Annotated in this window: 15 protein-coding genes; 9 read left to right on the plus strand and 6 right to left on the minus strand. The window is 55.8% G+C overall.

Annotated elements, in window-relative coordinates:
* The first annotated feature begins 198 nt into the window (after positions 1 to 198).
* Positions 199 to 618 (plus strand): 8-oxo-dGTP diphosphatase MutT, encoded by a 420-nt coding sequence (gene mutT / locus CPA57_RS02950; RefSeq protein ID WP_182081321.1) that lies wholly within the window; start codon positions 199 to 201, stop codon positions 616 to 618.
* Between the two features lie 72 nt (positions 619 to 690).
* Here the strand turns inward: mutT and CPA57_RS02955 are convergent, their stop codons facing one another.
* Entirely contained in the window at positions 691 to 1,611 is a 921-nt protein-coding gene (locus CPA57_RS02955; protein ID WP_229709200.1) for an SMP-30/gluconolactonase/LRE family protein, read from the minus strand.
* A gap of 110 nt (positions 1,612 to 1,721) precedes the next feature.
* Between CPA57_RS02955 and CPA57_RS02960 the strand changes: the two genes are divergently transcribed.
* The gene (locus tag CPA57_RS02960; protein WP_182081323.1) at positions 1,722 to 2,483 is read left to right on the plus strand and encodes a competence/damage-inducible protein A; all 762 of its coding nucleotides are present in this window, start codon (positions 1,722 to 1,724) and stop codon (positions 2,481 to 2,483) included.
* A 70-nt stretch (positions 2,484 to 2,553) separates the two neighbouring features.
* On the opposite strand, the gene CPA57_RS02965 is transcribed toward CPA57_RS02960, so the two are convergent.
* The 3 genes from CPA57_RS02965 to CPA57_RS02975 all read right to left on the minus strand — a co-directional run bounded on the left by CPA57_RS02965 (position 2,554) and on the right by CPA57_RS02975 (position 4,781).
* Positions 2,554 to 3,522 (minus strand): acetyl-CoA carboxylase carboxyltransferase subunit alpha, encoded by a 969-nt coding sequence (locus tag CPA57_RS02965; protein WP_182081325.1) that lies wholly within the window; start codon positions 3,520 to 3,522, stop codon positions 2,554 to 2,556.
* 81 nt (positions 3,523 to 3,603) lie between these two features.
* Positions 3,604 to 4,563 (minus strand): tyrosine recombinase, encoded by a 960-nt coding sequence (locus CPA57_RS02970; protein WP_182081327.1) that lies wholly within the window; start codon positions 4,561 to 4,563, stop codon positions 3,604 to 3,606.
* Between the two features lie 11 nt (positions 4,564 to 4,574).
* Complete coding sequence (locus CPA57_RS02975) at positions 4,575 to 4,781, minus strand: hypothetical protein (protein WP_077396618.1); 207 nt, start codon at positions 4,779 to 4,781, stop codon at positions 4,575 to 4,577.
* Positions 4,782 to 4,936: 155 nt separating this feature from the next.
* On the opposite strand from CPA57_RS02975, the gene aroB reads away from it, so the two are divergent.
* From aroB to CPA57_RS03005, 6 genes are all read left to right on the plus strand, one after another.
* Positions 4,937 to 6,613 (plus strand): 3-dehydroquinate synthase, encoded by a 1,677-nt coding sequence (gene aroB, locus CPA57_RS02980; RefSeq protein ID WP_182081329.1) that lies wholly within the window; start codon positions 4,937 to 4,939, stop codon positions 6,611 to 6,613.
* Positions 6,614 to 6,826: 213 nt separating this feature from the next.
* Entirely contained in the window at positions 6,827 to 7,981 is a 1,155-nt protein-coding gene (locus CPA57_RS02985; RefSeq protein WP_182081331.1) for an OmpA family protein, read from the plus strand.
* Positions 7,982 to 8,195: 214 nt separating this feature from the next.
* On the plus strand, positions 8,196 to 8,612 hold the full coding sequence (locus CPA57_RS02990; RefSeq protein ID WP_182081333.1) for a GtrA family protein: 417 nt from the start codon (positions 8,196 to 8,198) through the stop codon (positions 8,610 to 8,612).
* Between the two features lie 121 nt (positions 8,613 to 8,733).
* Entirely contained in the window at positions 8,734 to 11,373 is a 2,640-nt protein-coding gene (gene alaS, locus CPA57_RS02995) for an alanine--tRNA ligase (RefSeq protein ID WP_182081334.1), read from the plus strand.
* 302 nt (positions 11,374 to 11,675) lie between these two features.
* The gene (locus tag CPA57_RS03000) at positions 11,676 to 12,368 is read left to right on the plus strand and encodes a carbonic anhydrase (RefSeq protein ID WP_182081336.1); all 693 of its coding nucleotides are present in this window, start codon (positions 11,676 to 11,678) and stop codon (positions 12,366 to 12,368) included.
* 151 nt (positions 12,369 to 12,519) lie between these two features.
* Entirely contained in the window at positions 12,520 to 13,296 is a 777-nt protein-coding gene (locus tag CPA57_RS03005; protein ID WP_229709201.1) for an endonuclease/exonuclease/phosphatase family protein, read from the plus strand.
* A gap of 65 nt (positions 13,297 to 13,361) precedes the next feature.
* Here the strand turns inward: CPA57_RS03005 and CPA57_RS03010 are convergent, their stop codons facing one another.
* Both CPA57_RS03010 and rpsD read right to left on the minus strand, forming a co-directional pair.
* A complete protein-coding gene (locus CPA57_RS03010; protein ID WP_182081340.1) occupies positions 13,362 to 14,903 on the minus strand; it encodes a peptide chain release factor 3 in 1,542 nt (513 codons plus the stop codon).
* A gap of 90 nt (positions 14,904 to 14,993) precedes the next feature.
* On the minus strand, positions 14,994 to 15,611 hold the full coding sequence (gene rpsD / locus CPA57_RS03015) for a 30S ribosomal protein S4 (protein ID WP_077396611.1): 618 nt from the start codon (positions 15,609 to 15,611) through the stop codon (positions 14,994 to 14,996).
* Between the two features lie 333 nt (positions 15,612 to 15,944).
* Between rpsD and CPA57_RS03020 the strand changes: the two genes are divergently transcribed.
* The gene (locus tag CPA57_RS03020; RefSeq protein WP_182081342.1) at positions 15,945 to 17,147 is read left to right on the plus strand and encodes an MFS transporter; all 1,203 of its coding nucleotides are present in this window, start codon (positions 15,945 to 15,947) and stop codon (positions 17,145 to 17,147) included.
* The last annotated feature ends 11 nt before the right edge of the window (positions 17,148 to 17,158 follow it).

The raw sequence follows: 17,158 nt of genomic DNA on the forward strand, positions 1-17,158 counted from the left end.
AAAAAGCCCATGACAGGGGTTGTCTCCAAGTCAGGGCAGCTATCCACTCAAATTATGCCTGACTTCCTACCGGGCAGTAGCGTCCCTCGCAAAGGTCCATATGGTTTTTTTTAACGTTTCCTCTTCCCCCTGTGGCATAAAAGGCGCATTTTTGCCCCTCACTCCACACAGCATGACATTCTGGATACGGAGCCTCTCATGCCTTCACCCTTCCGTCCCCATACGCTACTTGTCACAGCAGCCATTCTCATCAAACAGGATGGAACCATCCTTCTGGCACAGCGGCCGGAAGGAAAGACCTTCGCTGGATTGTGGGAGTTCCCCGGCGGGAAAGTAGAAGTTCCAGAATCCCCGGAGGCCGCCTTGGTACGGGAACTGCATGAGGAACTGGGTATCACCGTGCAGCCGGATAGCTTAAAGCCCTTCACCTTTGTGAGCGAGGAGTGCGCCACCTTCCATCTGCTCATGGTGCTTTATCTTGTCCGGGAATGGGAAAACGAACCTATCGGGCGGGAAGGCCAGAATCTGGCGTGGGTACCAACCAACAAACTGGGCGAGTACCCCATGCCCAAAGCCGATGCCCCTCTTGTTCCCCAAATTCAAACTCTTCTGGGTTAATTAACACTACAAGCACGAAAAAAGGGGCCTATTACGGCCCCTCTCTCCTTTGGACACCATGAGCGGAACAGATCAGACAGTTTCTAGCACGAAGCTATGCTGTGGATTGCCCGGAATATCCGTGCGGAAGGCAAAAATGCCACCTGCCTGCGGCTGCGCCTCCAGCTCCTCCGGGCTTAACCCTTTGCGGGCAGTCGTCACAAACACGGTCTTGTAGTCCTCACCGCCGAAAGCCACTTTCGTAACGTTGGCAACCGGCAGAGCAATCGGCTCCATCATGCTCCCATCCGGGCGGAAACGAGTGATCTGCCCACCGGCCCATGTTCCACACCAGAGATTACCTTCACTATCCGTTACGACACCATCGGGATAACCCTTGGTGAAGGTGGCGAAAATACGCTTGTTTGTCAGGCTGCCGTCCTCGCCAATATCAAAGGCATAAATACGCTGCTGCGGACTATCGCAGGCATAAAGCACCTTGCCACAAGGGGAAATCGCTGGACCATTGGACACAGTATAACCACTGTCCCAATGGGAAATGACCAACTCACCCTTTTTATGTTCAACCCGATACAGGGAGCCACTGTCCCGGCTTTCCCCGTCATCCATCGTGCCAAACCAGATACGCCCCCGCTGATCGACACAACCATCATTCAGACGGTTCCCCTCATCTTCTGGCTCGATCACGCAGGCCCGCTCGAAATAACCCGTCTTCACATCAAACCGATGTAAGCCATCCGGCAGACCAGCTAGGAACGTCCCGTCATTAACAGGGAGCAGGAAGCCCGTACGGTTAGGCGCATTCCACACCGATAGGGACGCATCCGTCAGGCTGTAGCGATGGACATGATGGCTGACAATGTCGACAAAATAAAAAGCATTCTCAGCCTTAATCCAGACTGGCCCCTCCCCAAGCACTGCTCGAAAATCTGACAGACATACAGGCTTATGGTGTTCCAGCTTCACAGGCATCTCTCCCTTTTTAAAGGCCATACCCTCCCATATAATGGAGAGAGGTTAATTTCCACACCCCCGGATGCCACGCCCGAGGGCCAAGTCCGCACCAGAACGACGATGCGGCCAAAACAAGGTATTACAGGCTCATGGCTCCTCTCACCGCATGTTTTCTTGTCATCGGTAATGAAATACTTTCCGGCCGCACGCAGGATGCCAATATCCGTGTCCTTGCTCAGGCTCTGAATGGCCGGGGTATAAAACTGGCGGAAGTCCGCATCATTCCTGATATTCCCGAACATATCATTCGTACGGTCAATGACTGCCGAGCACGATTCGATATGCTCTTCACCAGCGGAGGAATCGGCCCAACCCATGACGACATAACCGCCGCTTGCATAGCCGAAGCCTTTGGGGTCCCGCTCCTATGCCATGAAGAGAGTTTCCGTAGGCTGGAAGCCCTCTTCCCGGCTGGGCAATTCAACAAAGCCCGTCAACGTATGGCGTGGCTTCCCAAAGGGGCCACCCCTATCGAAAACAGCGTCTCCACCGCTCCCGGGTTTTCATTGGGCAATGTGCATGTCATGGCCGGCGTGCCTCGCATCTTTCAAGCGATGGTGGGATGGCTCATGCCCCATCTGGAAGCCGGAGCCCCTCTGACAAGTGTCAGCTGGTACAGTTACGACATCTATGAAGGCGATCTTGCCGAGGCACTTACCACCATCCAGCACGACTTCCCCGTGTTGGATATCGGCTCCTATCCCTTTGATGAAGGCAAAAAACGAGGCGTAGCCTTAGTAGCCAAAGGCTATGATGCAGATGCCGTTACCAAAGCTGGAACCGCCCTACACGACCTCATCGTCACACTTGGCTTTTCACCACTGGAGGGCGATCCCCCACGGGCTGCATAACATGAAAAGCAGAAGGCCGCCCCGAAAAGGAGCGGCCTTCATAATAACTCTAGACTAGTCAGGCAATGCCTTAGCTTGCCCGTGTCATTGCCAGATAACGCTCCCGACGCTGGAGCAGCAGCTCTTCCTTCGTAAGGTCCTTCACAGAGGCCAACTCCGCAGAGATCGCTTCACCCACACGATTGATTGCCTCGGCAGGCATGCGCTGAGCACCCCCTACCGGCTCATCAACAATGCGATCAATCAGCCCAAGTTTCTTCAGGTCCTGCGCTGTCAACCGGAGAGCCTCCGCAGCGGCAGGGGCCATTTTGGGGTCACGCCAGAGGATAGACGCTGCGGCTTCTGGCGAAATGACGGAATAAATCGCATGTTCCAGCATAAGAACACGGTCACCAGCTGCAATAGCGATAGCACCACCGGAGCCACCTTCACCAATCACGGTAGCGATCAGCGGAACTTTGACCTGAAGACAGGTATCAATCGCCCGAGCGATCGCCTCAGCCTGCCCTCGGGCCTCGGCATCAATCCCCGGCCAAGCCCCTGCCGTATCCACGAATGTCAGAATCGGCAAACCGAAACGCTCTGCCATGCGCATCAACCGCTGAGCCTTACGATAACCCTCCGGACGGGCCATACCGAAATTATGCCGCAGACGGCTCTCCGTATCCGAGCCACGCTCGGTACCAATCACCATGACTGGCTGCCCACGAAAACGGGCTACACCCCCTATGAGGGCTTGATCATCACCAAACGCACGGTCCCCGGCGAGCGGCGTATAATCCGTCATCAATGATTCGATATAGTCCAGCGCATGGGGCCGCTGGGCATGACGAGCGACCTGCACCTTCTGGAGGGGTGTCAGCTTGCTGTAGAGACTACGGAGCTGCTTGTCCGCCTTCTCGGCAAGACGGGCGGTCTCCTCATCAATGTTCAGACCATCCAGACCAGCGCCATCATCCTGGCGACCAACCTGACGAAGCTCACCGATCTTGGTCTCAAGCTCGGCAACCGATTTTTCAAAATCTAGGAACTGGCGCATGATCTGCCCGATAGCACGCTAACAGGGGACAAGACAGTCCTAATTTGATCCCTTGAACCAAAACTCTGCCACTTCCGACTATTAACTGCGCTTTTCCCCTCGTTTAGCCTTCGCATTTTCTCCCATAGGATGATGCTGCTGGACAGCCTCTTTTAACCGTTCCGTCATAACCTGCGTATAAATCTGGGTCGTAGTGATATCGGCATGGCCCAACAAAACCTGCAAAGCGCGCAGGTCGGCTCCCCTATTCAAAAGATGTGTCGCAAAGGAATGACGCAGCACATGGGGGCTGACACGTTGCGGGTCCAACCCGGCCTTAAGCGCACAGGCATATAATATTTTGTCGAATCCCTGGCGGGTCAGCGGCTTGCGAGGATCACGGCCCGGGAACAGCCAAGGGCTATCCAAGATAGCATCATAAGCTACCAGTGCTTCCGCTGCTTCTCTGGCCGTGCTGGAAAACGGCACAAGCCGCTCCCGTCCGCCCTTTCCCCGCACGGTCAGCATCCCGCCCCTCTGCCGGATACAGTTTGCCGGGAGGCTCAAAAGCTCACTGATGCGCAGTCCTGTCGTATAAAGCATCTCCAACGCTACACGGGACAGAAGGTCCCGCCGCATATCTGCATGGCCACTGGTACCTTTTTCCAGCAGACGCTTGACCTCTTCTTCACTCAACGGATGTGGCAGGCCACTGTGATAACGAGGGGAAACTTGTCCAGCTGTCAGCTCATCCGCTCGCACCCCCATCTGGAGCATGAAGCGGGCAAACTGCCTGAAGCAGGACAGACGGCGGGCCTGTGTCCGGGCTGAAATGCCGCAACGCTCCTGATCAGCAAAATAGGCCCGAACCTTATTGCGAGAGACATCTGCCAGCGACAGGGGCGCACACCAGCGGGCGAAATCTTCCAGATCGGCCCGATAGGCCTCCCTCGTCCGCCCAGCAGCACCCCGCTCCGCCAGAAGGACCTCAAGAAATGCATCTATCAGGGCTCGGGATTCTACCGGGCAACGCTGGGACTCAGAGCCATCCAACTGTGCCATGGGAGGACTCTTCACTGCCCCCCAACCGGCGGCAACTCTGGCAGGCCGGAAACCGCCTTCTGAGCAGGGCCAGGGGGAGCCACGGCCTGCGGGGTCAGGTCACGATGCACCATTACCGGCGCTGGTGGCTGCTCCCCGTGAGCTGTCAGGATATATCCCCCCCCTACCAACACCACAAGAACCAGCAGGACCAGCACCAGACGGGCAACGGTTTTCATAAAACGGCTCCATGTCAAAGGATACGCCTTGCTTATAGAAGGATCATCCGCTTTTAAAAACCCTCTTCTCACCCTCTACATCCACCAACTGTTGCAGAGAGGGGGATTAAGGAGATATCTACCCCCACCTTCCTACCCATGATAGGAGGAAACCCATGTCCTGTTCCTCACCCTCTCCGCAGCCGACCAAGCTGCCTTTCCGTATTCTTGTCCTTGTCGGCCTCATGGGTGCTGGCAAGACGACTCTAGGGCGGATGCTGGCCCAGCATTACAATATCCCTTTCATTGATACTGATGCTGAAATCGAAAAGGCCTCCCGCCAGAGTATCCCGGAAATCTTTGCCAAGCACGGTGAGGCCCACTTCCGGGCTGGGGAACATCGGGTTATCCGCCGCCTGCTAAAAAATGGCCCCTGTATCCTGGCTACCGGCGGTGGTGCTTGGATGCACCCTCAGACCCGCTCCCTCATCCATAAAGCTCCAGATGTCTGCTCCATCTGGCTCCATGTCCCCATGCCTGTCCTACTCCGGCGCTTGCTCCATAATCGTGGCAGCCGCCCTCTTCTTGCTCAGGGGGACCCGGTAGAAACCCTACACCGCCTCGCCACCATGCGTTATCCACGCTATGCCGAAGCGGACATCATTATCGACTGTGGAGATGAAAGCGTGGAACAGGCAACCCAATCCATTACCGAAACCCTCGCCAGCACAACGCTGCCCCATCACGTTCCAGTTGCCTTGGCAGGCCACAGTTATGAGGTCCTCATCGGTGCTGGCCTGCTGGCTCAGGCAGGCTTGCGGATAAAAACCCACCTGCCCAACAATCACGCCATCATCCTGACCGATGAGACCGTTGCCTCCCACCATCTCGCAACTCTGGAAGGCAGTTTCCACAAGGCGGATATCCGCTTTCACACCGTCACCGTACCGCCTGGAGAAGGCAGCAAGTCTCTCTCCCGTTTCGAAGCTGTCATGGAAGACATACTCGACCGGGGCATAGAGCGCGGCACCACGGTTATCGCTCTGGGCGGCGGAGTCGTAGGTGATCTAGCCGGCTTCGTAGCGGCTACGGCACTGCGAGGGATTCCTTTCATCCAAATTCCCACGACCTTGCTGGCACAGGTTGATAGCTCCGTTGGCGGCAAAACAGGCATCAATGCCCGAGCTGGCAAAAATCTCATTGGGGCTTTTTGGCAGCCTCGCCTCGTACTGGCAGATACAGGAACACTTGCTACCCTTCCTCGCCGTCAGCTTGTTGCAGGTTATGCGGAAATCGTAAAATCCGGCCTGATTGCCGATGCTGATCTGTTTGCATGGTGCGAAACCAACGGCCATGCCGTACTCGCCGGAGACCCTGCAACCTTAGGAGAGGCCGTCCGCCGTGCCTGTGCCTTCAAAACTGGAGTCGTGCAGGATGATGAGCGGGAACAGGCAGGGTCTGGCGGGCGGGCTCTGCTCAATCTTGGCCATACCTTCGCCCATGCATTCGAAGCCGAGTTTCATTACGATGGCCGTCTTCTGCACGGGGAAGCTGTTTCCATTGGCCTACATATGGCCCTTGCCCTGTCCGTAAAGATGGGGCTTGCCCCCCGCGAAGACCTTGAACGTCTAGATGCCCATCTCCACGCTCTGGGAATGCCTGCCAGTGCTGCGGATCTGCCCCATATGCTGCATGTGAAAACGCTACTGGCCCATATGGGACGGGACAAAAAATTGCGTGACGGGAAGGTCACCTTCGTTCTGCTCCGCGGAATCGGCATGGCCTTCACCTGCCGTGACGTCACCATGGATGATGTCCGCTCCCTGCTGTTAGACGAGGGATTTGCCCCGTAATACCAGCCAGTTTTCCCGCCCTAATACCGATTATGTGTTCTATTAGTCACAGTGCCTGTCCCATCACAGGCACAGGGAGGAAAACCTCTTAACTTCCAACCGGCTTTCTACTACATCTCGGTTATCGGCCGCGCTGGCTCCATACGGTGATCGTTCTGACGCCCGCCAACCGTAATGGCCGTAAGTATACAGATTTAAGGACTGAGGAAGTAAATGCGTATTCGTAATGCACTTCTCGCCATGACCTCAATGGTGGCTCTGCCATCATTCGCCATGGCCAGCACGATCACCGGCCCGTACATTGATATGGCAGGCGGTTACAACCTGGTTCAGCATCAGAGTGCCCGCGTTGGTACAGACCGTAGCATCAAGCGTGCTGCTACGCAGGACTACGGCAAGATGCACTCCGGCACAGGCTTCAACGGCTACCTGTCCGCTGGTTATGGCTTCGGCAATGGCCTGCGCCTTGAAGTCGAAGGTGCCTACAACCAGACACACATCACCCGTCTGGGCGGCAGCTTTGCTGATGGCGTTGGCCGTCACGCTCATGGTAAGAGCGAAGGCTATGGCGCACTGGTCAACGTCCTGTACGACATCGACCTCGGCATGTTCGGCCTGAACAACTTCCCGGTTACACCGTTCGTTGGTATCGGTGCTGGCTACATGTGGCAGAACTACCGCAAGGTTTACAACCGCGGCAGCAACCCGCACTATCCTGACTTCAACAACACCACGGGTGGCCTCGCTGCTCAGGGTATCGTTGGTGCAGCTTACGACATCCCGGGCGTCCCGGGTCTGGCTCTGACCACACAGTATCGCTTCCTTGGCCAGGCTGGTTCTTCAGGTGGCGGTTCCAACGGTCGTCATTACCTGCATGAAGATGGCAAGCGCGGCGATCGCGTCGGTTACGGCACACGCTACACGCACCAGTTCATGCTCGGCCTGCGTTATGCCTTCAACAATGCTCCGCCGCCGCCGCCGCCGGCTCCGCACGTTGTTGTCCCGCCGCCGGCTCAGGCTGCTCGTACTTACCTCGTCTTCTTCGACTGGGATAAGTCCGCTCTGACAGGCCGCGCTCGCGACATCGTTGCTCAGGCTGCTCAGGCTTCCACACACGTGCAGACAACACGCATCGAAGTTAACGGTTACACCGATAACTCCGCTGCTCATCCGGGTCCGCGCGGTGAGAAGTACAACATGGGTCTGTCCCTCCGTCGTGCTAACAGCGTCAAGGCTGAGCTGATCCGTCTGGGCGTTCCGGCTACAGCTATCGACATCCACGGTTACGGCGATGCCAACCCGCTGGTTGCAACTGCTAAGAACACTCGTGAGCCGCAGAACCGTCGCGTTGAGATCATCCTGAAGTAATCTTCAGTGCTGATTTTCAGCCCGGGCCTTACGGTCACGGAAAAAGGGTGCCTTCGGGCACCCTTTTTTTGTCCGTACCGTTCCCAGAAAAACTCTTAATAAGAAAGAGTTACCTTTCCACAACGAAGCTATGCTAGCTTTCTCCCGCCTTCCACAACAATCATTACGGTCCCCTACCAGATACATGCTTGAGCACGTTATTCCCCAAAAGTTGATGAAGTTCCTTCCAATTATACAGCGCTTCTTTTATTTCGGCATTGTAGGCGTAGCTGGATTTCTCGTGGATTGGGCAAGCCTTTCCCTTTTCCGCCATGCAGTCGGACTAAGAATTGCAGCCTTGCTGGCTTATGTCGTTGCCTCCAGCAATAACTGGATTTTAAATCGTTACTGGACATTCCGGGACTGTTGCCGCCAACGCCATAAGGTTCACCATCAATGGGGCCGTTTTATACTGGCCAACCTTCCCGGCTTCATCATAAACCGTGGTATCGTGTTGGCTCTTTTCAATCTCTGGCCGCTGACACGTCATTATACCGTCATTGCTCTTGTCTTCGGTACAGCAGGTGGCATGTTCATCAATTTCACCCTATGCCATCACTTCGTTTTCCACAAAAAAAAGTCTCTGACATAACGCTCGCTCTACCGAGCATCTGCATTTTCTACTGCTCGGCTCTTCCATTCCCAATCCTTGCAAAATCGTCTAAAAGGCAAGGGCTACTCTTCCCTTCTCCGGAACCCGGACTTACAGGCTCATGATCAGTACCAACGATATCCGCGCACAATTCCTCCAGTATTTTGAATCTCACGGGCACCGTATTCTTCCGTCGGCCTCTCTGGTTCCGCAAAATGACCCGTCCCTACTCTTTACCAATGCAGGGATGGTGCCTTTTAAGAATGTCTTTACTGGGCAAGAGACCCTTCCCTTCAAGCGGGCCACAACAGCCCAAAAGGTCGTCCGTGCCGGTGGGAAACATAACGATCTGGACAATGTCGGCTACACAGCCCGACATCACACCTTCTTTGAAATGATGGGTAATTTCAGCTTTGGAGATTACTTTAAGGCTGAAGTCATTGAATTTGCATGGAACCTTCTGACCAAGGGCTTTAACATCCCAGCTGAGAAGCTGCTTGTTACTGTCTATGCAGACGACCACGAAGCTGCTTCACTCTGGAAGAAGATTGCTGGCCTTTCGGACGATAAGATCATCCCCATCGCCACGTCTGATAATTTCTGGCGCATGGGCGATACCGGCCCCTGTGGTCCATCCTCTGAAATCTTCTACGATCACGGCCCGTCCGTCGCCGGTGGCCCTCCGGGCAGCCCTGATGAAGATGGGGACCGTTTTGTCGAGATTTGGAACCTCGTCTTCATGCAGTTCTTTGAAGAAGGCGAAGGTAAGCGCACGAACCTACCCCACCCCTCCATTGATACGGGCATGGGGCTGGAGCGTTTCGCTGCTGTTATGCAGGGCAAGAAAGACAATTACGACACGGACACCATCCGTGCGCTCATCGAAGCCTCTGCTGACCTCCTAAAGCAGGATGCTGATGGACGTTTCAAGACAAGTCATCGTGTCGTAGCTGATCATCTGCGCTCCACGGCCTTCCTCATCTCTGATGGTGTTCTGCCCTCCCGTGAAGGTCGAGGCTATGTGCTGCGCCGCATCATGCGCCGTGCTATGCGTCATCTTCATCTCATGGGCTCCAAAGAGCCAGTGTTCTACCGTCTTCTGCCTGCCCTCATCCAGCAAATGGGCCATGCCTACCCCGAGCTAAACCAGCATAAGGCTCTGATCACCGAGACTATGAAGGGTGAGGAAGAACGCTTCTCCGCCCTGTTGGGCCGTGGCATGGCCCTGTTGGAAGACGAAATGAATCGCCTCTCCAGCAACGGTCATCTGCCCGGTGATGTGGCCTTCAAACTCTACGACACATTCGGCTTCCCGCTGGACCTGACACAAGATGTGCTGCGTGAACGTGGCCATAAAGTGGATGAAGCCGGCTTCGAAAGTGCTATGGCAGAGCAGCGTCAACGTGCCCGCGCCGCTTGGGTTGGCTCCGGCGATAGCACTGTGGAAACTGTTTGGTTCGATGCCCGTGACCGTTTCGGCGGAACAGAGTTCCTTGGCTATGTCAGTGAGGCTGCGGATGCTCAGGTACAAGCCATCTTCCGGGGTAGTGACGAACTGGCCGAGGCCAAAGCGGGCGATGAAGTTGCCATTCTGCTCAACCAGTCTCCCTTCTATGGGGAAAGTGGCGGTCAGGTTGGCGATCATGGCACGCTGACAGGCCCCGGCCTGCGTATCGAGATCACCGACACGCAGAAGAAGAACGGCTCCCTGATCGTCCATTATGGTCGCATCGTGGAAGGTACGCTCAAGCCGGGTATGGATGTCCATGCTGAGATTGACCACGTTCGCCGCACCGCCGTGCGGGGGCATCATTCAGCCACCCATCTGCTGCATGAAGCCTTGCGCCGTCATATTGGTGAGCATGTCACCCAGAAAGGCAGCCTGAACACGCCGGACCGCCTGCGTTTCGACATCAGCCAGCCCCGCCCGCTGACGGATGATGAGCTGAAAGCCATTGAAGCCGAGGTGAATGCCCGCATCCGCCAGAACAGCCCGGTCGAAACCCGCCTGATGACGCAGGAACAGGCCATCGAAAGCGGTGCTATGGCTCTCTTCGGGGAGAAATATGGCGATGAAGTTCGCGTCGTCTTCATGGGTAATGAGGATGAGAAGAACCGGCAGGCCTACTCCATCGAACTCTGCGGCGGAACGCATGTGAACCGCCTTGGCGAGATCGGCCTCTTCCGCATTGTTTCCGAAACGGGTGTCTCTTCCGGTGTCCGCCGTATCGAAGCTGTCTGCGGTGCCGCTGCCGAGCAGACCATCCGTACCAGTGACGATCGCCTTGCCGAGATGGCTGCCCTACTGAAGGTCACACCTGCCGAGGCCCCGGCCCGTCTGGCGGCTCTGCTAGAAGAACGTAAGGCTCTCAATGCCCAGATTTCTTCTCTTCAGCACAAGCTGGCCACGGGTGAAGGGGCATCCTCCAGCGAAACTATCAATGGTATTACGCTGGCGGCCCGCTTCCTTGAGGAGGTCAACCCCAAGGACCTCAAGGGGCTGGCTGATGGCCTACTGAAGCAGATTTCCTCCGGTGTGGTGGCTCTAATCTCCGGTGCTAACGAGCGGGGCAGCATCGTTATTGCCGTCAGCAAAGACCTGACGGACCGTTTCGATGCTGTGAAGCTGGCCCGTGAAGCCTCCGCCCTGATGGGCGGCAAAGGCGGCGGTGGTCGCCCGGACATGGCACAGGCTGGTGGCTCCGAGCCTGCAGCTGATGCCGTCTTCGCCATGATCCGCAAGACATTGGCCGAAGGCTAAGTTACAACCTCGCCATCTGGTAAGGTCATTTAAAAGAAAGCGTCAGCCCCTTTTCTCATGGGCTGGCGCTTTTTTGCTATTTGTACCTCACCACACCACCACAATACGGCCTAATTTGGCCTTGTGTTTAGCTCTCATGAAAGACATTTCATAAATCAAAGGGGGCTCAACACTGGACGTTTATTAAAAAAATTTTTAGTGTCTGATTCGCAGACAGACCTTCCCGTCTGGCCCGTAATAGTCTCTCATGGGGTCATTGCCCCGCATGATGCGATGCGTCTTTAGTCAGGAAACATAACGCTATGGTCTTCCACCGTAACACTCTTCTGGAACTCCTTGATGGCGTCCATACCTTTGAAAAAGAGGTGTATCCGCAGAAAAAGGATCTCTTCCAGAGTCTGGCTTACGATCAGACCCCGCCAACACTGTTCATCACCTGTGCCGACAGCCGCATTAGCCCCAGCTTGATCACACAAACAGAGCCGGGCGAACTGTTCCTTATCCGCAATGTCGGTAATATCGTCCCCGCTTATGGCAATATGGTTGGGGCTGTCGCCTCTGCCATTGAGTATGCCGTTGGTGCGCTGCGTGTGAAGAACATCATCATCTGCGGCCATTCCAATTGCGGGGCCATGTCCGCCCTTATCAATCTAGCCACAGACCCGGACAAACTCGCCAATATGCCGACTGTCCGCCGCTGGCTGCATAATGCTGAAGCCGCCGCTGCGACCATTAGCGACCTGCGTGCCGAAGATGTCGGACCGAAAGATGTTCGTGATCTGGCAGAAGCCAATGTCCGCTTGCAGCTCACCCATCTGAAGACGCACCCCATTGTTGCCAAGGCTCTCTCCCGCAATGAGCTAAACGTGCAAGGCTGGTACTACGACATCCAGAATGGCCGGATGTATATTCTCAATGATGACAATAAGAAGGAATATTCTGTCGAGGAAGCCATCGCACTCCTCAAAAAGACCAGCCCTACTGACAATGACTAAAAGGGTACCTTCCCCAATATGGAAAAACCGTCTGTCCCACGGGGCAGGCGGTTTTTTATGCCGTGCCTTCATCTCATGCCTGTTTGTGGGGATCAGCCTACTTCTTTCCCCTGCGCACGCATCGGAGAGCATAAAACTGAGCAGCTGGAACATGGACTGGCTCACCCTCCGCCCCGCCCATGACCATGCTTTGCCACCCAACGCTCCCACCCGCACCGCTGCCGATTTTGCCGCTCTGCGCCATTATGCGCAGCGTCTCCATAGCGACGTCCTCGCCTTTGAAGAAGTGGATAGCTTGGAAGCTGCCCGGCTTGTTTTCCCGCAAGAGGATTATGACCTTTACATCACCTCTGATGCGATCATCCAAAAGGTTGGGCTGGCCGTTCGGCGCAGTTCTGGGCTGACAGTTACCGTCAATCCGGAGGTAACAGCACTCAACATTCCTCAGCGAGGGCATCATCATGCTCTACGGGGTGGTATGGATATTACCCTACATAAGGGAGCCGCTAGCTTGAGGCTATTGGTTGTCCATCTAAAAACGGGATGCTGGGCCCAACCTCTTGAGGCAAAGAAACGCGCCTGCTCCCTGCTCTATCAGCAATTCCATGTCATTGAAAATTGGATAATGGACCGGCTGGATGATGGCACGCCTTTTGCCATACTTGGTGATTTCAACAGACGCCTGACACCCTCTGATCCTATCATGCGGCTTCTCCAAAGTGATGCAGACCTCACCTTGACGACCGCTGGGTTCACCAGCCCTTGCCGCCGTAGCGGGGACCTCTTCATCGACCATATCCTACTCGGCAATCAGGCTCGTGGCTGGTTCGTGCCGGGAAGCCTGCGTGTCATGCTGCTCCGCAACGCTCCCAAGGGGCTGACACTGTCGGACCACTGCCCTGTCTCCATCCAAATGCAGCTCCCATGACATGAAAAAAGCCCCCAGCCAATGACTGCGGGGCTTTTCCACAATCCAGAAAAGACCGAAAAGGATCAGGCCTTACCGGCCATACCGATCTGCTTAATATCATGGAAGCTCAATGCTTCATTCATCTCAACAGCCCGGTTCATCATGAAGCCTGACCCTGCGAGGAAGACCGGGTCTCCATCCAGATCATCCGCCATGGCACTCCGGTTGAGGGCCTCGAACTGCTCCAAAGCCGCCTTATCGCCTGTTACCCAGCGAGCCAGCGTAAAGGGTGTGCTCTCGAAACCAACCGGCACATTATATTCCGCCTGAAGGCGAGATTGCAGCACATCCAGCTGGAGTGTCCCCACCACCCCTACAATCGGCGGCGCACCATCCTGCGGGCGGAAGAGCTGCACGACACCTTCTTCCGCCAGCTCTACAAGAGCCTGACGTAGCTTCTTAGCCTTCATGGCATCATCCAGCCGCACACGGCGCAAAATCTCCGGTGCAAAATGCGGAACACCCGTAAAGCGCAAATCCTCGCCATCTGTCAGCGTATCGCCAATACGCAAGGTACCATGATTGGGAATCCCCACCACATCCCCGGCGAAGGCTTCCTCTACCAACTGACGATCCTGTGCGAAGAAGAACTGCGGCGTATGAAGCGCAAACTGCTTACCAGTGCGCACATGCTTCAGGCGCATGCCACGGGTCAGCTTACCAGAACAAACACGGGCAAAGGCCATGCGGTCCCGGTGATTGGGGTCCATGTTCGCTTGAATCTTAAAGATCAGCGCAGTGACAGTCTCTTCCGTTGCCTGCACATCCCGTGTTTCGGAGGGCTGAGCACGAGGCGGTGGCCCGTAGGCAGCCAGAGCGTCCAGCAGGTCCGTCACGCCAATCTCCTTCATGGCAGAGCCAAAGAAGACGGGAGTCAGGTGCCCTTCATCAAAAAATTCTTTCTCAAAAGGAGGTAGAGCAACCTCAGCCAGCTCCACCTCTTCCCGCATTAAGGCCAGCCGTTCATCATCTTCTGGCAGCTCTTCTTTGAGATGCAGGGACTTTGTGCGCAGGTCGTAAATACCGGCAAATTTCGCCGCCCGACCAACTGGCCATGTCGCTGGGGACACATCCAGGGCCAGAGCATTGGAAATTTCATCCAGCAGGGCGAAGCAATCCTGCGCCTCACGGTCCATCTTATTGATAAAGGTAACGATGGGAATATCCCGCAAGCGGCAGATTTCAAACAGCTTGCGTGTCCGGGCCTCGATACCCTTGGCGGCATCAATGACCATCACTGCACAATCTACGGCAGTTAAGGTCCGGTAGGTATCTTCGGAGAAGTCCTCATGGCCCGGCGTATCCAACAGATTGAAGACGCAGCCGCCATAATTGAACGTCATCACCGAGGTGACGACTGAAATGCCACGGTCCTTCTCAATATTCATCCAGTCCGACCGGGTACGCCGCCGCTCTCCCTTGGCCCGGACATTCCCAGCCATCTGGATAGCCCCACCAGCCCGCAGGATGCGTTCTGTCAGTGTGGTTTTACCAGCATCAGGATGGGAAATAATGGCAAAGGTGCGCCGCCGGGGGATTTCCGCAGCAATGGTAGGGTCGGACATATCAGCTTTCCTGAAAAGAGAGCGTAAGAAACGGCAAACGCCGGACGGTAAAACCGCCCGGCGCCTCCATATACAGCCAATGACCGTATCTTAGCGGGAGTAGAACTCGACCACCAGATTCGGTTCCATCTGCACCGGGTACGGCACATCAGAAAGCTGCGGAACACGGATGAAGGAACCCTTCATCTGGCGATGATCCACTTCGATATATTCCGGCACATCACGCTCGGCGCTCTGCACGGCATCCAGAACGATAGCGAGCTGCTTGGACTTCTCACGCACCTCAATCACGTCGCCTTCCTTCACCAGGTAGGACGGGATGTTGACACGCTTGCCGTTAACCAGCACATGACCGTGGCTGACGAACTGACGGGCAGCAAACGGTGTCATGGCGAATTTCAGACGGTAGATGACGGCATCCAGGCGACGCTCCAGCAGACCGATCAGGTTCTCAGAGGTATCACCCTTGCGGCGCACGGCCTCATCATAATAGCGACGGAACTGCTTCTCGCTGATGTTACCGTAGTAACCCTTCAGCTTCTGCTTAGCCATCAGCTGAACAGAGTAGTCAGACGGCTTCTGACGGCGACGCTGACCATGCTGGCCCGGGCCATACTCACGACGGTTCACCGGGGACTTAGCACGGCCCCACAGGTTAACGCCGAGACGGCGGTTAATTTTGTACTTGCTCTCAAGACGTTTTGACATCGGTTAAACCCGTATTTCTCTCAGACCGGCGAACCTGTGCGGCGGCCCTTTGTTGCACCGGTAGGCTCTTCCCCCTCCACCTAAGGCAGAACAGAAAGAACGGAACAGCCTACGAGCCTTATGAAACACTGCGCCACAGCACGCACCATTCCAGCCAGACCATCCGACATTCCCGGCAATGCACCTGCCGTTACACGAGGCCATACGGACTGTCAAGAACTGCCACTACCTCCCGCCCAGTACGCCACCATTTTACCCCTAGATGGAGATTGAAAAAACAGGGCCATATCCCCTATACCCCAGACTCCCTAATCAGACTGGAGAACTCCCTTTATGGAGCCGACCGAAACGGTTACAGGCCCACGCCTGCGTCCACCCCATGGTGTTGCCCCTGCCATTGCGGCCCTTATGCTAGGGACATTCACCATCGGCACCGGTGAGTTCGGCATGATGGGTATTCTGCCTGCTTTCTCTCATGCCCTGAATATTTCCGTTGGGCAGGCTAGTGCTGTTATCTCAGCCTATGCACTGGGGGTTGTGGTGGGAGCACCCATCATGGCCATCGCTGGGGCGCATCTGCCTCGCCGGACCATATTGCTGCTTCTGCTTTCCCTTTTCTGCATTGGCAATATCGGCACCATCCTGTTCTCATCACTGCTCCCTATTGAGGTGATGCGCTTCATCACGGGGCTGCCGCATGGTGCCTTTTTTGGCATCGCCGCCCTGACGGGGGCTTCCATGGTGGAGCGGGCACGACGTGGACGGGCGATCAGCATGGTGCTCTCTGGCATCATGTTCTCCACCGTTATCGGCGCACCGCTCAGCACGTTCCTTTCCCAGTATATATCATGGGAGGCCATTTATGGTGCTCTCTCCGTACTGGGGCTGCTCTGTGTAGCGGGTGTAGCGTTCCTCATCCCAGCGGATCGCCCGCAGGCCAACGTCAATGCCCTTTCAGAGCTGACAGCCTTCAAAAACCCCCATGTGCTACTAACCCTGCTAACAGGGGCCATCGGCTTTGGCGGCATGTTTGCCGTCTATACCTTTCTGACATCCGCTCTAGGGCAAGTGACGCATCTCAATCATTGGATGATCACGCTCTATCAGGTCATCTGGGGGTGCGGGATGGTGGCAGGCAATTCCTTTGGTGGGGCCATGATCGACCGGAACCTCGACCGTACGACCATTTTCAGTCTGATTGGCAGCATCGTCTTCATGCTTGCGTTCTGGCTCTTCCTGCCCTCCAGCATTACCATGCTGGTCGTCTGTTTCTTTCTGCCCGCTGCCACGGTCATTCTTAGCCCGGCCATGCAGTCCCGCCTTATGGAAGTTGCCGGAGATGCCCAGACACTGGCTGCTTCACTGAATCATTCAGCCTTCAACATCGCTAATGCTCTGGGGGCATCTCTGGGGGCCATGCTCGTGGAGAATGGCCTGGGTATCGGCTCGGTCGGCTGGGGGGGTGCCATTCTCTCAGCCGGTGGGCTGCTGATCTATTTCATCACGCTATACGTTGCCCACCGCCACAAAGCATGACCCAACCGGCA

It is taken from the genome of Bombella favorum, from assembly GCF_014048475.1.
GTDB classification, from domain to species: Bacteria; Pseudomonadota; Alphaproteobacteria; order Acetobacterales; family Acetobacteraceae; genus Bombella; species Bombella favorum.

Excerpts from the sequence above, each read along its gene's own strand:
- aroB (WP_182081329.1), top strand. The coding sequence starts at position 4,937 with ATGTCCTGTTCCTCACCCTCTCCGCAGCCGACCAAGCTGCCTTTCCGT.
- CPA57_RS02955 (WP_229709200.1), bottom strand. The coding sequence starts at position 1,611 with ATGGCCTTTAAAAAGGGAGAGATGCCTGTGAAGCTGGAACACCATAAG.
- rpsD (WP_077396611.1), bottom strand. The coding sequence starts at position 15,611 with ATGTCAAAACGTCTTGAGAGCAAGTACAAAATTAACCGCCGTCTCGGC.
- mutT (WP_182081321.1), top strand. The coding sequence starts at position 199 with ATGCCTTCACCCTTCCGTCCCCATACGCTACTTGTCACAGCAGCCATT.
- CPA57_RS02990 (WP_182081333.1), top strand. The coding sequence starts at position 8,196 with ATGAAGTTCCTTCCAATTATACAGCGCTTCTTTTATTTCGGCATTGTA.
- CPA57_RS03020 (WP_182081342.1), top strand. The coding sequence starts at position 15,945 with ATGGAGCCGACCGAAACGGTTACAGGCCCACGCCTGCGTCCACCCCAT.
- CPA57_RS02965 (WP_182081325.1), bottom strand. The coding sequence starts at position 3,522 with ATGCGCCAGTTCCTAGATTTTGAAAAATCGGTTGCCGAGCTTGAGACC.
- CPA57_RS02970 (WP_182081327.1), bottom strand. The coding sequence starts at position 4,563 with ATGGCACAGTTGGATGGCTCTGAGTCCCAGCGTTGCCCGGTAGAATCC.
- CPA57_RS03005 (WP_229709201.1), top strand. The coding sequence starts at position 12,520 with ATGGACTGGCTCACCCTCCGCCCCGCCCATGACCATGCTTTGCCACCC.
- CPA57_RS02985 (WP_182081331.1), top strand. The coding sequence starts at position 6,827 with ATGCGTATTCGTAATGCACTTCTCGCCATGACCTCAATGGTGGCTCTG.
- CPA57_RS03010 (WP_182081340.1), bottom strand. The coding sequence starts at position 14,903 with ATGTCCGACCCTACCATTGCTGCGGAAATCCCCCGGCGGCGCACCTTT.
- CPA57_RS02960 (WP_182081323.1), top strand. The coding sequence starts at position 1,722 with ATGGCTCCTCTCACCGCATGTTTTCTTGTCATCGGTAATGAAATACTT.
- CPA57_RS03000 (WP_182081336.1), top strand. The coding sequence starts at position 11,676 with ATGGTCTTCCACCGTAACACTCTTCTGGAACTCCTTGATGGCGTCCAT.
- CPA57_RS02975 (WP_077396618.1), bottom strand. The coding sequence starts at position 4,781 with ATGAAAACCGTTGCCCGTCTGGTGCTGGTCCTGCTGGTTCTTGTGGTG.
- alaS (WP_182081334.1), top strand. The coding sequence starts at position 8,734 with ATGATCAGTACCAACGATATCCGCGCACAATTCCTCCAGTATTTTGAA.